Below are 17,217 nucleotides of genomic sequence, written 5' to 3'. Positions count from 1 at the left end.
GGCTTTGCGAGCACTGCTCGGTGCCGCTGGCAGGACTCCCCCTGTGGCAGGGGCCGTCGTCAACCGGACGCAAGGACCAAGTTTGCCAGAGCGCGGGCCCATTACGAAAATCCGGCCGTATGCCGCTGGGCCCGGTCCCAGCCGTGGCCTCCCTCCACGGCGCGTCCCGTGCGGTCGGGCAGCATGGCGATCCGACGACTGGAGGATAGCGTCGGACCGTGACCATCAACCCCGGGTGGCCGGTGGCCATCGCGCTCGTCGCCCTCATGCTCGTGGCGGTCGTCGCGAACCTCGCGTTCCGCCACGGGCTGGGCCGCCAGTCCGTCATCGCCGGCCTGCGCGCCGCCGGACAGCTCACGGTGGCCGCCGCGGTCATCACCGGGGTGGTCGGCTCGATCTGGCTCTCGGTGCTGGCCCTGCTGGGGATGTTCGCCATGGCGGTGCTGACCACGAGCCGGCGCATCGGCAGCCCGCGAGCCTGGCCGTGGGCGACCGCTGCGATGGCCGCCGGGGTCCTCCCGGTGCTCGTGATCCTCCTGCTGAGCGGGACCATTCCGTTCAAGGGCATCGCGCTCATCCCCGTCGTCGGCATCATTCTCGGTAACACGATGACGGTGCACACCCTGGTCGGCCGGCGCGCCTTCGCGGCCCTGCGCGAGGAGCGCGCACAGTACGAGGCAGCGCTGTCGCTCGGCCTCCTGCCCGCCCAGGCCATCGACGAGATCATCGCGCGGAGAGTGCCGGAGGGACTCATTCCCAGCCTGGACCAGGTCAAGACGTCAGGGGTCGTCACGCTGCCGGGCGCGTTCATCGGTGTCATGCTCGGCGGTGGCAGTGCAGTCCAGGCGGCAACGGCCCAGGTGCTCGTGCTGTTCGCGATCATGGCGACGCAGGCCGTCACGGCGGGAGTCGAGGCGCGACTGATCCGGGCTCGGCGCACCTTGCCGGCCGACCTGCGCGCGGCCCTCGTTTCCTAGCTGCGCCGGCGCTTGACCAGCTCGACCGCCCCGGGGATCTCGGGTTGCTCTGCGGCAAGGCGGTACCCGGCCTTGCGGTACATCCGGAGGTTGTCGGTGCTGCGAGCTCCAGCGAGGAGAGAGATGGTCCGGGTGCCGCCCGGGGCGGACTCCTCGGCCCAGCGGAGCAGACGCCGCCCGAGCCCGTTGCCCTGCAGGTCCGGTGCCACCATGAGCCTCGAGATGAAGAGGTCATCCCCCCGCACGTGGGTGCGCACCGACCCGACGAGCCGCGCACCCGCACGGGCAATCCACGTCTGCGTCTGTGCGAGGCTGCCGCGGAGCTCGTCGAGGGTCTCGACGAGCGGCGGGATGTCGAGCCGGTCGTTGGCGATGGCCTCCTGGACCCAGCACGCCTTGGTGAGGGTGAACAGCTCTGGCACGTCGGCGGGTTCGGCAGGGCGGATGTCGACCATGAGATCACCGCCCGACGTGACCTGCGCCGGATGGAGCAGATCGGGCCGACGGGCCGCCGTGCGGGCCAGCCGTTGCTCCTGCCTCCACGCCGCAATCGCTGCGTGGTTTCCGGAGAGGAGCACTTCCGGCACGTCGCGGCCGTTCCACACCCGCGGCTTCGTGTAGATCGGGTACTCGAGCAGCCCGTCCTCGTGCGACTCCTCGATGAGCGACTCCGCGTTTCCGATGACCCCTGGCAGCAGCCTCGCGATGGCCTCGACCATGGCGAGAACGGCGACCTCACCGCCGTTGAGCACGTAGTCGCCGAGGCTGACCACGGAGACCGGGAGTCCGAGATCCTCCCGCGCGTACTCGTAGACCCGCTCGTCAATGCCCTCGTAGCGACCGCAGGCGAAGGCGAGCCACGGCTCCTGGGCGAGGTCGCGGGCCATCGACTGCGTGAACGGAGTGCCGCCCGGCCCGGGGACGACCAGGTGGGGGCGCGCGGCCGGTGTGCCGCCGGCTCCCTGGGCGAGCACGTGGTCGAGGGCCTCCGCCCACGGCTGAGGCTTCATCACCATGCCGGCGCCGCCCCCGAAGGGAGTGTCGTCGACGGTGCGATGCCGGTCGTGGGTGAAGTCCCGCAGGTCGTGGGCCGCCACCGTCAGCAGGCCGTCCTCCTGGGCCTTGCCGATGAGCGACAGCTCGAGGGGCGACAGGTAGGCAGGAAAGATCGTGACGACGTCGATGCGCATGCGGGGTCAGGCCCCGGGCTCGCGATAGAGATCGAACAGGCCGGGCGGTGCGACGACGACAACGTGGTCGGCGGTGACCGTCGGGACGATCGCCTCGACGAAGGGGACCTGGACGGTCACCCCGTCGGTGAGGCGAACGACCAACCGGTCCTGGGCCGCACCGAGGTCGAGGCCGGTGACGACGCCGATGACCGCCCCCTCCCCGTCGCGCACCTCGAGGCCGACGAGGTCATCCTCGAACCACGCCTCCTCCTCATCGACCGTGGCGGCCGACTCGTCGATGAGCAGGCGGGTGCCACGCAGACCCTCGGCGCCCGTGCGGTCCGGGATCTCCTCGAAGGCGAGCAGCCAGGTGCCGTTGTGGTCCCTCGTCGACCTGATGGTCAGGCGCTTCGGCACACCGGAACCGGGCGCGGCCTCGGTGTCGAGCTGCTCCCCCGGGACGAAGCGGCGCTCCGGCTCGTCGGTGTGCAGCTGGACGGTCACCTCACCGCGCAACCCGTGCGGTTTGCCGATGCGGGCCACCAGGAGCTTGTCGGCGGTCATGGCGGTCATCCTCTCAGGAGCGCGGTCGGCCGGACGAACCCACCACGCGCGCGCCCCGACGGAGGACCCGCGACCGACCACGAAAGGGGACTCGTCGCGGAAGCGAGCCCAGCGGCATACGTCATCATGTGCCCACACGGAAAAGTGGGGCGCCCCGGAGACCCGGGACACCCCACTCGGCGCTTCTCGGCGCTCAGCGAGCCCGGTCGGTGTCGACGATGTCGACGCGCACGTTGCCGTTGCCTGCCAGGGCGTTGACGACCGTGCGCAGGGCGCTGGCCGTGCGGCCGGATCGACCGATCACGCGGCCCAGGTCCTCCGGGTGGACGCGCACCTCGAGCAGCTCGCCGCGGCGCAGCTCCTTGCGACGCACGACGACATCCTCGTCATGGTCGACGATGCCCTTGACGAGGTGCTCGAGCGCCTCCTCGAGCATGATCAGGACTCGCTCTTCTCGGCGTCGGCGGGAGCCTCGGCGGGCGCCTCGACCTCAGCAGTCGGCTCGGCAGCCGGCTCCGCCGCCTTCTCCGTGGCCTTCTCAGGCGCCTTCTTGGCGGCCTTCTTGCGCGGTGCGCCGGACGCGTCCTTCTCGTCGGTCGCCTTGCCGGCAGCAGCGAGAGCCGCCTCGTAGCGCTCCTTCTTGGACGGGCCCTGCTCCTTGGTCCGGAGCTTGCCGTCGTTGATGACCTTGAGGAGGGCGGCCACGGCCTCGGTGGGCTGCGCACCCTGGCTGATCCAGTAGTTGGCGCGCTCCATGTCGATCTCGATGAGCGAGGGCTCCTCGGTCGGGTGGTACTTGCCGATCTCCTCGATCGCCCGGCCGTCACGCTTGGTGCGTGAGTCCATGACGACGACACGGTAGAACGGTGCACGGATCTTGCCCATGCGCTTCAGACGAATCTTGACTGCCACTGGCGTGGTGTCTCCTGTTTCTTGGTTGTGAACACGGCGAGACCGGGTGGGGAACACCCGGGGAGCCGACGCTCGGTGTAGGCGTCCAGGTCAGGCGAGAGGATGCTGGCCCGACGGGTACAGCCGACCATTCTGCCAGATCACCGAGCGTGCCCCGAACCCGCGCCTCACCGCTCCCCCTGGGCGAACGCGGCCCGGACGCGAAGCGCCCGCTCGACGACCTCACGCTTGCTCGCGTCCGGCATCGGCCCGAAGACCGGGACGGCCACCGGGTCGAGCCCGGCTCGGGCCAGTCCCATGCGCAGCTCAGGCCCGGCGACCTTCGCCTCGATGACGCCGCCGACCGGCGACGCCCGGAGCAGCTCGAACAGGGTCGAGGTCGTGGTGACCGTCGATGCCGAGAAGAGCGGCACGGCCAGCTCCACGGCCAGCTGCGCCGCAAGGCCCCTGGAGTCGAGCGCCGGGGGCCCGGCGACGACGGCGGCGACGCGACGCATCGGCTCGTGCCGGTAGGGCGCCGCCGGCCATGCGCTGGCGAGCATGGTGTAGCGGTCATGGTCGCGCCAGGCCCGACGCCCGTCGTGACCCGGGAGGTGGAGGAAGTCCCGGGAGAAGCCTTCGTGGATGAAGCCGAGCGACCGCACGAGCCCGGCCGACCGGACGTTGGACGGCTGGATGTTGGCCTCGATCCGGTGCAGGCCCATGCCCTGGGGTTCATCGGCGAAGACGAGGTCGAGGACCAGCTGGAGTCCTTCCGCGAAGAGGCCCTTCCCCACATAGGGGTCGTAGGCGTCGTAGCCGATCGTGGCGCTGTTGAACGAACCCCTGACGACGTTCGCGACGTTGGCGCGACCGACGAGGTCGTACTCCCCCTCCGGCTCGAGCGCATGGACCATGAAGGTGCGGTAGGTCGCCGACTGGTTCGCGATGATGGCCGGCAGGTTGTTCGGGTCGGGAACCGCGAACTCCGAGAGCCGCTGGGCCGAGCGCTTCACCGCCGCCGCGTAGCCGGCTTCGTCGGCGGTGGACGGGGGCCGGACCTCGACCCGGTCCCCGCGAACCGGGGCATGGCCCAGGAGCTCAGCGGACAATGCGGCCTCGCAGGACGATCCCCTTGGGCTCGGCGATGACCGTGACGTCGTCTCGGGGGTCGGCGCCGTAGACGACGACGTCCGCGTCCTCGCCCTCCTCGATCGCCGGACGGCCGAGCCAGGCGCGTGCCCCCCACGTCGCGGCGTCCAGCGCCTCGAGCCTGGACAGCCCGGCCTTGGTCAGCTCGACGATCTCCTGGGCCACGAGGCCGTGCGGCAGGCTCCCCCCGGCGTCGGTGCCGACGTAGATCGGGACACCTGCTTCATGAGCCGCACCGATGGTCGCGTGCCGCCGTGCGTGGAGGTCGAGCATGTGCTCGTGGTACGCAGGGAACTTCTCAGCCGCAGGGGCCGCGAGGGCGGGGAAGTTGGCGATGTTGACGAGCGTCGGGACGATGGCGATGCCCCGTCGGGCGAACTCGTCGATCGTGTCCTCCTGCAGCCCGGTGGCGTGCTCGACGCAGTCGATACCGGCCGCGGCCAGGTCACGCAGCGACTGCTCGCCGAAGCAGTGGGCGGTGACGCGAACGCCTTCCTCGTGGGCAGCGGCGATGGCATCGGCGGCGGCCTGAGCCGACCAGCTCGGGGCGAGGTCACCGACCTCGCGGTCGATCCAGTCCCCCACCAGCTTGACCCACCCGTCACCGCGGTGCGCCTCGAGCCGCACGTGCGCGACGAGCTCCGACTCCTCGACCTCGTGGGCGTAGTTGCGGATGTAGCGACGGGTCCGGGCGATGTGGCGCCCGGCCCGGATGATCTTGGGCAGGTCCTCCCGCTCGTCGACCCAGCGGGTGTCGCCGGGCTGGCCGGCGTCGCGGATGAGGAGGGTGCCGGCATCGCGGTCCGTGACCGCCTGCTCCTCGGCGACCTCTCTGGGCACTGCCCCGTGCGGGTCGAGGCCGACATGGCAGTGGGCGTCGACGAGGCCAGGCAGCACCCATCCGTCCAGGGTCTGCACATCCGTGCCGGACCGTGGCGGCGTGAAGGACACCCTGCCGTCGATGACCCAGAGCTCGTCGCGGACCTCCTCGGGGCCGATGAGGACCTGACCACGGACATGAAGCACCGGCGCACTCATGCTGCGACCCTACCCAGACCGGCCCTCGCACGGTCAGCGGCGGCCGCCGGTGGCGCACCGGTCGGCCGTCGGACCGTCAAACACAGGAAGTGTGGCCGCCCACCGCAGGCACACAGGGAGTGAGGAGCCGGACCGGACCTTGGTGTGTTCTTGGAACCCTCCGGACCGAGCCCAGCGGGAGAGAGCAACCCGTGGACGGCGGGTCAGCTCTTGCCGAGGAACTTCTCGAAGCCCTTCGGCAGCTTCGACAGGTCGAGGTCGGACAGCGGGTCCGCCGCGCCGTTCCCGTCAGCCGGCCCCGCGCCACCGGGGAGACCCGGCGCGCCGAAGGCGGACGCTGCCGCCTTGGAGCGCCCCTCGGCAGCCCGCTGTGCCGCCGCCCGCTCCTCGGCCGCGCGCTTGGCCGGGTTGCCGCTCTTGCTCTTCTTGCGCTGCGGCTGCTGGGCCCGGCCCTTCTTGCCGGTGCCGGGGATCCCCGGCATGCCCGGCAGCCCACCGCCCCCACCGCGGGCGAGCGACTTCATCATCTTCTGCGCGTCGCGGAAGCGCTCGAGCAGCTGGTTGACGTCGGTGACCGTGACGCCGGAGCCCTTGGCGATGCGGGCGCGTCGCGATCCGTTGATCTGCTTCGGGTGGGTCCGCTCGAACGGCGTCATCGAGCGCACCATCGCCTCGACCCGGTCGAACTCGCGGTCGTCGAACGCGTCGAGCTGGGCCCGCATCTGCTGCATGCCCGGCATCATCTTGAGCATCGACTTGAGCGAGCCCATCTGCTTGATGGCGCTCATCTGCTGGAGGAAGTCCTCGAAGGTGAAGTCCTCCTCGGCGAGGAACTTGCGGGCCATCTCGTCGGCCTGGCGCTTGTCGAACGCCTTCTCCGCCTGCTCGATGAGCGTGAGCACGTCGCCCATGTCGAGGATCCGGCCGGCCATCCGATCGGGGTGGAACACCTCGATGTCGGTGACCTTCTCGCCGACGGAGGCGAACATGATCGGCTCGCCGGTGACCTCACGGATCGACAGGGCGGCGCCACCGCGGGCGTCGCCGTCGAGCTTGGAGAGCACGACGCCGGTGAAGGCGACGCCCTCGTGGAAGGCCTGCGCGGTCTCGACCGCGGCCTGGCCGATCATCGCGTCGATGACGAAGAGGACCTCGTCGGGCTGGATCGCCGCCCGGATGTCGGCGGCCTGCTGCATGAGGTTGGTGTCGACCGCGAGCCGGCCGGCGGTGTCGACGATGACGACGTCGTGCTGCTGGGCGCGGGCGTGCTCGACTCCGGCGCGGGAGACGGACACCGGGTCGCCGAAGCTGCGGGTGCCCTCCCCGGTCGACGCGACGGCGTCGTGGCCGCCGACGTTGCCGCGCTCGGGTGCGAAGACCTTGAGGCCGGCGCGCTCGCCGACAACCTCGAGCTGGGTGACGGCGTTGGGGCGCTGCAGGTCGGCTGCCACGAGGAGCGGCGTGTGACCGCGGTCCTTGAGCCAGCGGCCGAGCTTGCCGGCGAAGGTCGTCTTGCCGGAGCCCTGGAGGCCGGCGAGCATGATGACCGTCGGGGGGTTCTTGGCGAACCGGATCTGGCGGGTCTCGCCGCCGAGGATGGTGACGAGCTCCTCGTTGACGATCTTGACGACCTGCTGGGCCGGGTTGAGGGCCTGGTTCACCTCCTCGCCGAGCGCGCGCTCGCGCACCGCCGTGGTGAACCGCTTGACGACGGGCAGCGCCACGTCGGCGTCGAGGAGCGCCAGTCGGATGTCTCGAACCGCCTTGTTGACGTCGGACTCCGAAAGGCGGCCCTTGCCGCGGAGGTTCTTGAAGGTGGCGGTCAGCCGGTCAGACAGGGTTGCGAACACCCGGCAACTTTAGCCGCTGCGTCGCTCACTTCCGATTCGGCGCAGCAGACCCCGCCGTATGCCGCTGGGCTCCCTTCGCATCGAGAGAGCAGTTCGCGACATGGCGGGTGTCGCGAACTGCTCTCTCGATGCCCGGGGGGTGTCGCGAACTGCTCTTTCGATGGAGGTCAGCCGGCGTCACACGTGTCGATGATCATCGCGACGGCCTGGGCGGCTCGCGCCGGAGCGAGCCGGGCCCCGCCGAACTCCGTGACGTAGAAGGTGTCCAGGGTCTGGCCGGCGTACGTCGCGATGTGCGCCGAACGGACGGCGAGCGAGGCCCGGGCGAGGGTGATGCCGATGTCCTGGAGGAGCCCGGGCCGGTCCGTGGCACGGACCTCGATGACCGTGGCGCTGTCGGAGGCGCTGCTGATGACCATGGCGCGCGTCGAGTCCGGTGAGCCGGAGCCGGGGCTGCGCACCGGTCGGTGGGCCCGGCGTCGCTGGAGCCGACCGAGTGGAGTCCGGTCACCCGAGCGCACCCGGGTCAGGTCGCGGGTGATGAGCTCCGGCAAGGGGCTCTCCCCTCCCGGGGAGTCGATCCACCACTCGTTGACGGCCACGCCGTCGAGCGTCCTGACGATGGCCGACCGGACGACGAAACCGTGGGCCGCGAGCAGTCCGGCGGTGTCGGCGAACAGGCCGGCACGGTCTCGGTCGATGATGTCGATGCGGTGTGCGCCCCCGAGGGATGCGACGGCGACGTGGGGCTCACCGACCGCGACCTTCTCGAGGACCTCCTTGGAGAGCGGCCGCGGGTCCATCGGTTCGACCATCCGCGATCCGTCGGCGCCGTTGGCCGCGACGAGGGCGGTCCGGCACGCCTCGTGGAGCCGGTTGACGAGCCCGGCCCGCCAGTCGCTCCACGCCTTCGGCCCCGCGGCCGACGCATCCGCCTCGGTGAGAGCACGGAGCAGGTCCAGCGTCGTCACCGACCCACCGACGGCGTCGGAGAGCGCCGCGATCGTCGCTGGGTCCTCCGGGTCGCGGCGGGTGGCGAGGTCGATCAGGGTCAGGTGCTCGCGGACGAGCCGCACGACCACCTCCCGGTCTGGCCCGGGGATCCCGATCCGCCGAAGGATGGTGTCCGCGAGCTCGGCGCCCTTGATCGAGTGGTCGATGGCACCTGGCACCTTGCCGATGTCGTGCAGGAGGGCGGCGAGGACGAGCAGGTCGGGCCGGGCGACGTCGCGGACCATCCCACTGGCCGAGACGACCGTCTCGACGAGGTGTCGGTCCACGGTGTGTCGGTGGACGGCGTTGCGCTGCGGGCGGCTGCGCACGGCTGCCCACTCCGGGATCCACCGCTCCACGACGCCGGCCAGGTCGAGCCCCTCCCAGACGGTGACGACGCCCGGCCCCGCCCCGAGGAGGTCCGCGAAGACGTCTCGGGCGACCTCCGGCCACGGCTCCGGCAGCTGCGGTGAGTGCGCCGCGAGGTTGCGCAGCGTCGTCGGGGACAGCGGGATGGCGTTGCGCGCCGCGACGAGCGCCGCCCGCAACGGGATCACCGGGTCGGAGGCCACGTCGGCGGACGGCCCGAGGACCGCCTCGCCGTCGTGCCGGTAGAGCCCGTAGCCGAGCGGGACGAGCTGGGGTCGCCGCGGGCCCACGCGGAGGGTACGGGCCCGTTGTGACTGCAGTGCTCGGCGCAGGGTGCCGTCCGCCGCGTAGGCGATGGTCCGCGCCGCGCCCGACAGCTCGGTGAGCAGGTCGTCGGAGTCGGGGTGGCCGAGCAGGGCGGCGCAGGCGTCCTGGTCGTCGCGAGTGAGTCGGTCGCGACCCCGGCCGGTGACGACGTGGATCGCGTCGCGGACGTCGAGGATCCGCTCGTAGGCCGCATCGACCTCGCCGTGCGGCCGGTCTGTCAACCAGGCCTCGGTCAGCGCCCTGAGAACGGTCATGTCGCGCAGGCCCCCCCGAGCCTCCTTCAGGTCCGGCTCGATGAGGTGCGCGAGGTCCCCCTGCCTCGCGTGCCTGGCCAGGACGGCCTCCTGGATCTCGGAGAGGCGGGTCCGGGCGTTCGCCCTCCAGTCGTGCGCGACCGTGGACCGCGCCGCGTTGACGACGTCGGCATCGCCTGCGACGTGCGTCAGGTCGAGCAGGCCCATCGCCGCCGAGAGGTCCTCGGAGGCCACGGCGCGGCATTCGGCCACGGTCCGCACACTGTGGTCGAGGCGCACCCCGGCGTCCCAGATCGGGTACCAGAGCCGGTCGGCGAAGGCTCCGACCTCCTTGCCCGTCAGTCCTCTCGGGTGGTGGACGAGGACCAGGTCGTAGTCGCTCATCGGCCCTCCGTCACCTCGGGCGAGGGAACCGACCGCGGCGAGGGCGACGCCTTCGTGACGTCGTCCTGCGCAGGCCTCCCGCCATAGCTGCTGGAGCCACCTGAAACCGAACTCCGCGAGCGCCCGGCGGCGGGTGGGTCCCGCCCCGGACGTCGCGAAGTCCCGGGTCCCGGCGAGGTCCAGTCGTCGTGTCGTCACATCGGTCATCGGACCTCGCCGGGCCTTTCTCGGTAGGGCGTCGTGTCGGGGCCCGGCCGGCGTCGGCGGGCTCGGTTCCCCGGGCGGTGCTGGGTGGTCACCCGTCAGAGGGCGTCGGCCCCCCGTTCACCGGTGCGGACCCGGACGACCTCGTCGACGGGGACCGACCAGATCTTCCCGTCGCCGATCCGTCCCGTCTGGGCCGACTTGAGGATCACGTCGATGACGTCCGGTGCGTCGATGTCGTCGACGAGGACCTCGAGTCGCACCTTGGGCACGAAGTCCACGGTGTACTCGGCGCCGCGGTAGACCTCGCTGTGACCGCGCTGCCGGCCGTAGCCGCTGGCCTCGCTGATCGTCATTCCCGAGACTCCGAAGGCCTCCAGGGCCTCCTTCACCTCGTCGAGCTGGTGCGGCTTGATGATGGCGGTGACGAGCTTCATGCGTTCGCTCCTTCGACCTTCTGGGTGAGGTCAATCGTCTCGGAGGGGACCGTGGACCGTGCGATGGCGACGCCCCGGGCGCCACCGGCGGCGAAGCCACCGAGGTCGTAGCCGGACTCCGCGTGCTCGGCCTGGTCGATGCCGGCCGTCTCGCTCTCGTCGGTGATGCGCCACCCGATGGTGTACTTCAGGGCGAGGCCGATGAGCGCCGTGAGCACGCCGGAGACGACGAGGGACACGAGCGCGATGATGATCTGCAGGGCGGTCTGCTGGAAGCCGCCGCCGTAGAGCAGGCCGGTGGTCGTGGACAGCAGCCCTGCACCGATGGTGCCCCAGAGCCCGGCGACGAGGTGGACGCCGACGACGTCGAGCGAGTCGTCGTAGCCGAACCGGTACTTGAGCCCGACCGCCAGCGCCGCGAAGGCTCCGGCGACGACGCCGAGGATGAGCGAGCCGACCGGGGACAGTGCCCCGCAGGCCGGCGTGACCGCGACGAGGCCCGCGACGACACCGGAGGCGGCCCCGATGGAGGTGGCGTGCCCGTCCCGCAGCTTCTCGACGATGAGCCAGCCGATGATCGCGGCAGCGGTCGCGGCGGTGGTGTTGAGCCAGACGACCGAGGCCACGCCGTCGGCCGCCAGCTCGGAGCCGGCGTTGAAGCCGAACCAGCCGAACCACAGCAGCCCCGCGCCGATCATGACGAGCGGGACGTTGTGCGGCCGCATGGCGGTCTTGCCGAAGCCCAGACGCTTGCCGACGATGAGGGCGAGGACGAGGCCGGCGATCCCGGCGTTGATGTGGACCACGGTCCCGCCGGCGAAGTCGATCGGCACCACGGTGGCCGCGCCCTCGGTCACGCCGAAGATCCTGGCCGACAGGCCGTTCTCAGAGGCCGACAGCAGGCCGCCGCCCCACACCATGTGGGCGATCGGGAAGTAGACGATCGTCGCCCAGATGCCCGCGAAGACGAGCCAGGTCGAGAACTTGACCCGGTCCGCGATGGCACCGCTGATGAGGGCGACCGTGATCACGGCGAAGGTCAGCTGGAAGCCGGCGACGATCACCTCGGGGATGAAGACCCCCGCCCCGAAGACGTCGATGAGCTTCGGGCTGCCCGAGCCGTCGTCGAGGAGCTGGCCGAGGCCGAAGTAGTCGAAGGGGCTGGCGAAGATCCCGCCGATGTTGGTGGGCCCGAAGGACATCGAGTATCCCCACAGGATGTAGATGACGCCGACGACGCCGAGCGCACCGAAGGACATCATCATCATGTTGAGGACGGACTTGGCTCGCGTCATGCCTCCGTAGAAGAGCGCGAGGCCGGGGGTCATGAGGAGGACCATCGCGGAGGCGATCAGCATGAACGCCGTCGCCGCCTCGTTGATCTCCGGTGCTTCTGCCGCGAGCGGCACCAGTGCGGTAGTCATGGCGTTGATCTTGGGGAGGGGCCGTTTCACCGGCAGGCACCCCGTGTTACGGCCGTGTCAACAACCCCGCCCGACTGTTAGCGCCGCGTTTCGTACGAGGGGCCCGCCCACGATGTGGACGGGCCCGGCCGATGCTCGTCTCCGGGCCGGCGATGTCGGCAGCCGATGTCAGTCCAGGATGGCGTCGACGAAGTCAGCCGGGTCGAACGGCGCCAGGTCGTCGGGGCCCTCGCCCAGGCCGACCAGCTTGACGGGCACCCCGAGCTGCCGCTGGACCGCGACGACGATCCCGCCCTTGGCCGTGCCGTCGAGCTTCGTCAGGACGATGCCGGTCACGTCGACGGCCTCGCTGAACACCTTGGCCTGCTGCAGGCCGTTCTGGCCGGTCGTCGCGTCGAGGACGAGCAGCACCTCGTCGATCTCGCTCTGCTTCTCGATGACGCGCTTGACCTTGCCGAGCTCGTTCATCAGGTCGACCTTGTTGTGGAGCCGGCCGGCCGTGTCGATGATGACGACGTCGACCTCCTGCTCGATACCCGCCTTGACCGCGTCGAAGGCCACGGCGGCGGGGTCGGCGCCCTCCCGGTCGGACCGCACCGTCGGGACCCCGACCCGGGCTCCCCACGTGTCGAGCTGGTCGGCCGCTGCCGCACGGAAGGTGTCGGCGGCACCGAGCAGCACGTCGCGGTCCTCGGCGACGAGGACGCGGGCGAGCTTGCCGACGGTGGTCGTCTTGCCGGTGCCGTTGACGCCGACGACGAGGATCACCGCCGGGCGGGTGCCGACGCGGGACGAGGTGATGCGGCGGTCCATGTCGGGCTGGACCAGCCGCAGCAGGTCCTCGCGGAGCCACTCCCGCACCGTCGACTCGTCGGTCGTGCCGTCGACCTTCACGCGGGTCCGCAGGGACGCGATGAGCTCCTCGGTCGCCTCGACACCGAGGTCGGAGGCGATGAGCGTGTCCTCGACGTCCTCCCACGCCTCCTCGTCGAGCCGGCCGCGGGACAGGAGGGCGAGCAGTCCCTTGCCGAGCGCCGTGTTGGACCTGGCCAGCCGCGCCCGCAGCCGCTGGAGGCGACCTCGGGCCGACTCCGGACGCTCGATGGTCGGCGTCGGCTCCAGGACGGGTGGGAGCAGGTCCTCCGGGGCCTCGGTGGTGACCGTCCCTCCGGGGCCCGTCGCACCCTCGCGGTCGAGGTCCTCCTCGGACGGGGCGGGCACACCCGGCGCCGGGCGGCGCGGCGCCTCGACCTCGCGCTCGGGACGGCCACGGCCGCGCAGGAGGGTGACGGCGAACCCGATCCCCAGGGCGAGGATGACGACGCCGACGATCACAAAGGTCCAGAGAGTCTCCACGTCGCCCATCCAATCACGGCCCACGGGCCGGTCCGGCCGACCGCGCCACCCCTCCAACGGGGCGGGACAGGCCCACCGAGCCCAGCGGCATACCCCTCATGCCGTATGCCGCCGGGCTCGGTCCCGCGCGTGGGTGCGCTCAGGCGGTGCGCTGGTCGGTGACGTCCCGCAGCCGCTGCGAGACGACCGTGGTGACCCCGTCGCCGCGCATGCTGACGCCGTAGAGGGCGTCGGCGATCTCCATCGTCTTCTTCTGGTGGGTGATGACGATGAGCTGCGAACTGTCGCGGAGCTCCTCGAAGAGGGTGATGAGGCGGCCGAGGTTGGCGTCGTCGAGCGCGGCCTCGACCTCATCCATGATGTAGAAGGGCGAGGGCCGGGCCTTGAAGATCGCCACGAGGAGCGCGACGGCGACGAGCGACCGCTCACCACCGGACAGCAGCGAGAGCCGCTTGATCTTCTTGCCGGGCGGTCGGGCCTCGACCTCCAGGCCGGTCGTGAGCAGGTTGGCCGGGTCGGTGAGGACGAGGCGTCCCTCCCCGCCGGGGAAGAGCCGCTGGAAGACCCGCTCGAACTGGACGGCGGTGTCCTCGAAAGCCTCGGCGAAGACCCGCTCGACCCGCTCGTCGACCTCCTTGATGATGTCGAGCAGGTCGCGCTTGGAGCTCTTGAGGTCCTCGAGCTGCTCGGTGAGGAACTTGTGCCGCTCCTCGAGGGCGGAGAACTCCTCGAGCGCGAGCGGGTTGATCCGCCCGAGGGCGGACAGCTTGCGCTCCGCCTGCCGCAGCCGCTTCTCCTGCGCCTCCCGGACGAAGGGCACCGGGTCCGGTTGCGGCGCCTCGGGGTCGGCGTCCGGGTCGGGTACGAAGGGGACGCGCTGGTGAGGGCCGTACTCCTCGACCAGCGACTCGGGCGCGATGCCGAGCTCCTCGACGGCCCGCTGCTGCAGCTGCTCGATGCGCAGCCGCTGCTGGGCGCGGGCCACCTCGTCGCGGTGGACGCTGTCGGTCAGCTCGCGCAGCTCGTTCTGCAGGGTCGCCAGGTCACGCCGGACGAGCGCCAGCTCGGCATCACGCTCGTTGCGGGCCTCCTCAGCCGTCCGACGAGCAGCGTCGGCCTCCTCGGCGGAGTCGACGAGCAGGCCGTGGGCCCAGCCGGCAGCGATGCGGACGGCTTCGGCGACGTGCGCCTCGCGCTCCCGCCGGGCTCGTCGTGCAGCCAGCCGCTCCCGGGTCTCCTCCTCGTGCCGGGCGGCGCGTTCGAGGGCCTCGGCCCGGTCGCGGAGGGCTCGCACGCGTTCCTCGCGCGTGCGCAGGCCGAGGCGCAGCTCGGTCTCCGTCGCGCGGGCCTCCCTCGCGACGGCGTCGAGCCGGTCGCGTTCCTCGGTGGACGGCTCGGCCTCGATCTCCCCCTCGGCGCTCGCGGCCTCGAGGCGTTCGAGCAGCTCGGCGTGCCCGGCCTGGTCGGCCTCGAGAGCCGCTCGGGCGTCGGCGATGGCCTTCTCGGTGCGCTCGACCTCGGCCCGCGCCGCTCGGAGCGTCTGGCCGAGAGAGCCCAGCCGCTCGGCGATCGCGGACATCCGGGCGTCGCTCTCGTGGAGCCGCTCGAGGGTGGCCTCGACCCGGTCGTTGACCTCGGCTCGAGCGGACTCAGCCGCGGCAAGCGCGAACCGGGCCCGCTCCCCCTCCCGCGTGGCCTGGGTGGCCTCGGCCTGGGCCGACTCCAGGGCCGCCTGCAGCTCGAGCAGGCTCGGCGCGGTGAGGCTTCCACCGCGCACGAGGCCCGGTGCGTAGACGTCCCCGTCACGGGTGACCGCGGTGACCCCCGACCGGGACCGGACGAGCCGAGCGGCGGCAGCAGTGTCGTCCACGAGCGCGACCCGCTCGAGCGCCTGGTCCACGGCCGGGCGCAGCACCTCCGGGCACTGGACCACGTCCCGGGCCCAGCGCGCGCCGCTCTCGAGCGGGGGCCACGTCGAGACGTCGATCCGTTGGGCCGACTCCGGCACGAGCAGGCTCGCCTGACCGGCGTCCTCGGAGCGCAGCGTCTCGAGCGCCCGGGCGGCGGCGTCGAGAGAGCTCACCGCGAGGGCCTCGGCCACGGTCCCGAGGGCGGCCGCAACGGCGTTCTCCAGGCCCGGGTCGACCGTGACGAGGGAGGCGACCGAGCCGATGATGCCGTGGGAGTCGAGGTCGTCCTGCGCCGCGGCGAGGAGGGTGGCGGCCCCGTCCTTGCGGCTCAGGCTCAGCTCCAGGGCCTCGATGCGCGCGGCGGCCGTCGTGCGGGCTCGCTCGGAGGCCTGCTCGGCGTCGCGCCACCGGGCGACCTCGGCCTCGGCGGCCTCGAGCTCGGCGGCGGCCCGCTCGTAGTCGGAGTCGAGGCCCTCCTCGCCCTCCTCGTCCTCGGCGACGCTGGCCTCGAGGCTCGCGAACTCCCGCTCCGCCTCGGCCGCCCGCAGCTGGGCCTGCTCTGCGGTGGAGCGGAGGCGGCCGAGCTCAGCCTCACGCGCCTCGATCCGGGACGCCTGGGCTCCGACCTGTCCGCCGAGCTTGGCCAGGCCCTCACGGCGGTCGGCGGCTGCCCTGGTGGCCCGCGCCAGCCGGGAGGTCTCCTCGGCGAACCGGCGCTCGGCGTCGTTGCGGGTGAGGACGGCCTCCTCGAGGGTGGCCTTGAGCTCGTCGAGCTCGGCACCGAGCATCTCCTCCTGCTCGCGGACCTCCGCAGCCTGGGCGCGCAGCTGCTCCGGGTCGCGCGCCGACTGGCTCGCCTGGGCGTCGCTGTCGTCCTCGCTGAGCAGGCGGACCCGCTCCGAGGCGAGGGAGAGGGTCGAGGCCATCCGCTCGACGAGCCGGCTGAGCGAGAGGTACTGGTCCTGGGCCTGCGCGAGTGCGGGGCGGGCGTCCTCGGCGGCCCGCTCGAGCCCGCCGATCCGGTGGTTGAGCTCGGCCATCGCCTCCTCGACCTCGGTGCGGCGCTGGATCAGCGCGGACTCGTCCGCGACCTCCTGCTCGAGGGTCGAGGTGAGCTGGACGAGGTCGTCGGCGAGCAGACGCAGGCGAGCGTCGCGGGCGTCGGTCTGGATGACGGCCGCCTTGCGAGCGGTCTCGGCCTGCCGACCGAGGGGTCCGAGCTGGCGGCGGATCTCGCCCGTGAGGTCCTGGACCCGGGTGAGGTTGGCGTCCATGGCCTCGAGCTTGCGCAGCGCGCGTTCCTTGCGCTTGCGGTGCTTGAGGACGCCAGCCGCCTCCTCGATGAAGCCGCGCCGCTCCTCCGGCGTGGCCCGCAGCACGGTGTCGAGCTGGCCCTGCCCCACGATGACGTGCATCTCGCGGCCGATGCCGCTGTCGGAGAGGAGCTCCTGGATGTCGAGCAGCCGGCACGGCGTGCCGTTGATCGAGTAGTCCGACCCGCCGTTGCGGAACATCGTCCTGGCGATCGTGACCTCGGTGTAGTCGATGGGCAGGGCGCCGTCGGTGTTGTCGATGGTCAGCGCCACCTCGGCGCGGCCGAGCGGGGCGCGGCCGGCTGTGCCGGCGAAGATGACGTCCTCCATCTTGCCGCCGCGCAGGGACTTGGCGCCCTGCTCCCCCATCACCCACGCGAGGGCGTCGACGACGTTGGACTTGCCCGAGCCGTTGGGCCCGACGATGCAGGTGATCCCCGGCTCGAGGCGCAGGTGGGTCGCCGACGCGAAGGACTTGAAGCCCTTCAGGGTGAGGCTCTTGACGTACACGACCCGTGGATTCCTTCTGCCGACCTGCGGTGCGACCTCCGCCTCAGTGACGGTGCCACCTGCGCAAGATCCCGGTCAGACTACTAGGCGGC

General features: G+C 71.7%; 13 protein-coding genes. 1 reads left to right on the top strand and 12 read right to left on the bottom strand.

The window, feature by feature from the left end; all coding sequences use genetic code 11:
* The first annotated feature begins 218 nt into the window (after window positions 1–218).
* The gene (locus ABWV20_RS11325) at window positions 219–977 is read left to right on the top strand and encodes an ABC transporter permease (protein ID WP_353355263.1); all 759 of its coding nucleotides are present in this window, start codon (window positions 219–221) and stop codon (window positions 975–977) included.
* Here ABWV20_RS11325 and trmD read toward each other — a convergent pair.
* The 12 genes from trmD to smc form a co-directional block, all read right to left on the bottom strand.
* Window positions 974–2,167 (bottom strand): tRNA (guanosine(37)-N1)-methyltransferase TrmD, encoded by a 1,194-nt coding sequence (gene trmD / locus ABWV20_RS11320; RefSeq protein ID WP_353355262.1) that lies wholly within the window; start codon window positions 2,165–2,167, stop codon window positions 974–976. The two genes, ABWV20_RS11325 and trmD, sit on opposite strands and share 4 nt — an antisense overlap.
* Window positions 2,168–2,173: 6 nt before the next feature.
* Entirely contained in the window at window positions 2,174–2,713 is a 540-nt protein-coding gene (gene rimM / locus ABWV20_RS11315) for a ribosome maturation factor RimM (RefSeq protein WP_353355261.1), read from the bottom strand.
* 193 nt (window positions 2,714–2,906) lie between these two features.
* The gene (locus ABWV20_RS11310) at window positions 2,907–3,149 is read right to left on the bottom strand and encodes an RNA-binding protein (RefSeq protein ID WP_353355260.1); all 243 of its coding nucleotides are present in this window, start codon (window positions 3,147–3,149) and stop codon (window positions 2,907–2,909) included.
* A 2-nt stretch (window positions 3,150–3,151) separates the two neighbouring features.
* Entirely contained in the window at window positions 3,152–3,625 is a 474-nt protein-coding gene (gene rpsP / locus ABWV20_RS11305) for a 30S ribosomal protein S16 (protein ID WP_353355259.1), read from the bottom strand.
* A 167-nt stretch (window positions 3,626–3,792) separates the two neighbouring features.
* Window positions 3,793–4,716 carry a GNAT family N-acetyltransferase gene (locus ABWV20_RS11300; RefSeq protein WP_353355258.1) on the bottom strand — a complete coding sequence of 308 codons (924 nt, stop codon included), beginning with the start codon at window positions 4,714–4,716 and terminating at the stop codon, window positions 3,793–3,795.
* Complete coding sequence (locus tag ABWV20_RS11295) at window positions 4,706–5,794, bottom strand: amidohydrolase family protein (protein ID WP_353355257.1); 1,089 nt, start codon at window positions 5,792–5,794, stop codon at window positions 4,706–4,708. Before ABWV20_RS11295 ends, ABWV20_RS11300 begins: the two co-directional genes overlap by 11 nt.
* Window positions 5,795–5,997: 203 nt before the next feature.
* Window positions 5,998–7,644, bottom strand: coding sequence for a signal recognition particle protein (gene ffh, locus ABWV20_RS11290; RefSeq protein WP_353355256.1), 1,647 nt, complete (start codon window positions 7,642–7,644; stop codon window positions 5,998–6,000).
* Window positions 7,645–7,811: 167 nt separating this feature from the next.
* Window positions 7,812–10,178: a [protein-PII] uridylyltransferase gene (locus tag ABWV20_RS11285; RefSeq protein ID WP_353355255.1), complete on the bottom strand. Its 2,367-nt coding sequence runs from the start codon at window positions 10,176–10,178 to the stop codon at window positions 7,812–7,814.
* Window positions 10,179–10,273: 95 nt separating this feature from the next.
* The gene (locus tag ABWV20_RS11280; RefSeq protein ID WP_353355254.1) at window positions 10,274–10,612 is read right to left on the bottom strand and encodes a P-II family nitrogen regulator; all 339 of its coding nucleotides are present in this window, start codon (window positions 10,610–10,612) and stop codon (window positions 10,274–10,276) included.
* The gene (locus ABWV20_RS11275) at window positions 10,609–12,036 is read right to left on the bottom strand and encodes an ammonium transporter (RefSeq protein WP_353355253.1); all 1,428 of its coding nucleotides are present in this window, start codon (window positions 12,034–12,036) and stop codon (window positions 10,609–10,611) included. The genes ABWV20_RS11280 and ABWV20_RS11275 overlap by 4 nt, the downstream gene beginning before the upstream one ends.
* Before the next feature lie 168 nt (window positions 12,037–12,204).
* Complete coding sequence (gene ftsY / locus ABWV20_RS11270; protein ID WP_353355252.1) at window positions 12,205–13,401, bottom strand: signal recognition particle-docking protein FtsY; 1,197 nt, start codon at window positions 13,399–13,401, stop codon at window positions 12,205–12,207.
* Window positions 13,402–13,531: 130 nt separating this feature from the next.
* Window positions 13,532–17,125 (bottom strand): chromosome segregation protein SMC, encoded by a 3,594-nt coding sequence (gene smc, locus ABWV20_RS11265; RefSeq protein ID WP_353355251.1) that lies wholly within the window; start codon window positions 17,123–17,125, stop codon window positions 13,532–13,534.
* Between the last annotated feature and the right edge of the window lie 92 nt (window positions 17,126–17,217).

The organism is Intrasporangium sp. DVR (assembly GCF_040365325.1).
GTDB lineage: Bacteria > Actinomycetota > Actinomycetes > Actinomycetales > Dermatophilaceae > Intrasporangium.
Note: the sequence above shows the minus strand (reverse complement) of the source record. Positions and strands in the feature narration are given on the sequence as shown.

What these genes read in the sequence shown, in the direction of transcription:
- trmD (WP_353355262.1), bottom strand. Translation starts at nt 2,167, where the DNA reads ATGCGCATCGACGTCGTCACGATCTTTCCTGCCTACCTGTCGCCCCTC.
- ABWV20_RS11285 (WP_353355255.1), bottom strand. Translation starts at nt 10,178, where the DNA reads ATGACCGATGTGACGACACGACGACTGGACCTCGCCGGGACCCGGGAC.
- ABWV20_RS11295 (WP_353355257.1), bottom strand. Translation starts at nt 5,794, where the DNA reads ATGAGTGCGCCGGTGCTTCATGTCCGTGGTCAGGTCCTCATCGGCCCC.
- ABWV20_RS11280 (WP_353355254.1), bottom strand. Translation starts at nt 10,612, where the DNA reads ATGAAGCTCGTCACCGCCATCATCAAGCCGCACCAGCTCGACGAGGTG.
- ABWV20_RS11310 (WP_353355260.1), bottom strand. Translation starts at nt 3,149, where the DNA reads ATGCTCGAGGAGGCGCTCGAGCACCTCGTCAAGGGCATCGTCGACCAT.
- rimM (WP_353355261.1), bottom strand. Translation starts at nt 2,713, where the DNA reads ATGACCGCCGACAAGCTCCTGGTGGCCCGCATCGGCAAACCGCACGGG.
- ABWV20_RS11275 (WP_353355253.1), bottom strand. Translation starts at nt 12,036, where the DNA reads ATGACTACCGCACTGGTGCCGCTCGCGGCAGAAGCACCGGAGATCAAC.
- ftsY (WP_353355252.1), bottom strand. Translation starts at nt 13,401, where the DNA reads ATGGGCGACGTGGAGACTCTCTGGACCTTTGTGATCGTCGGCGTCGTC.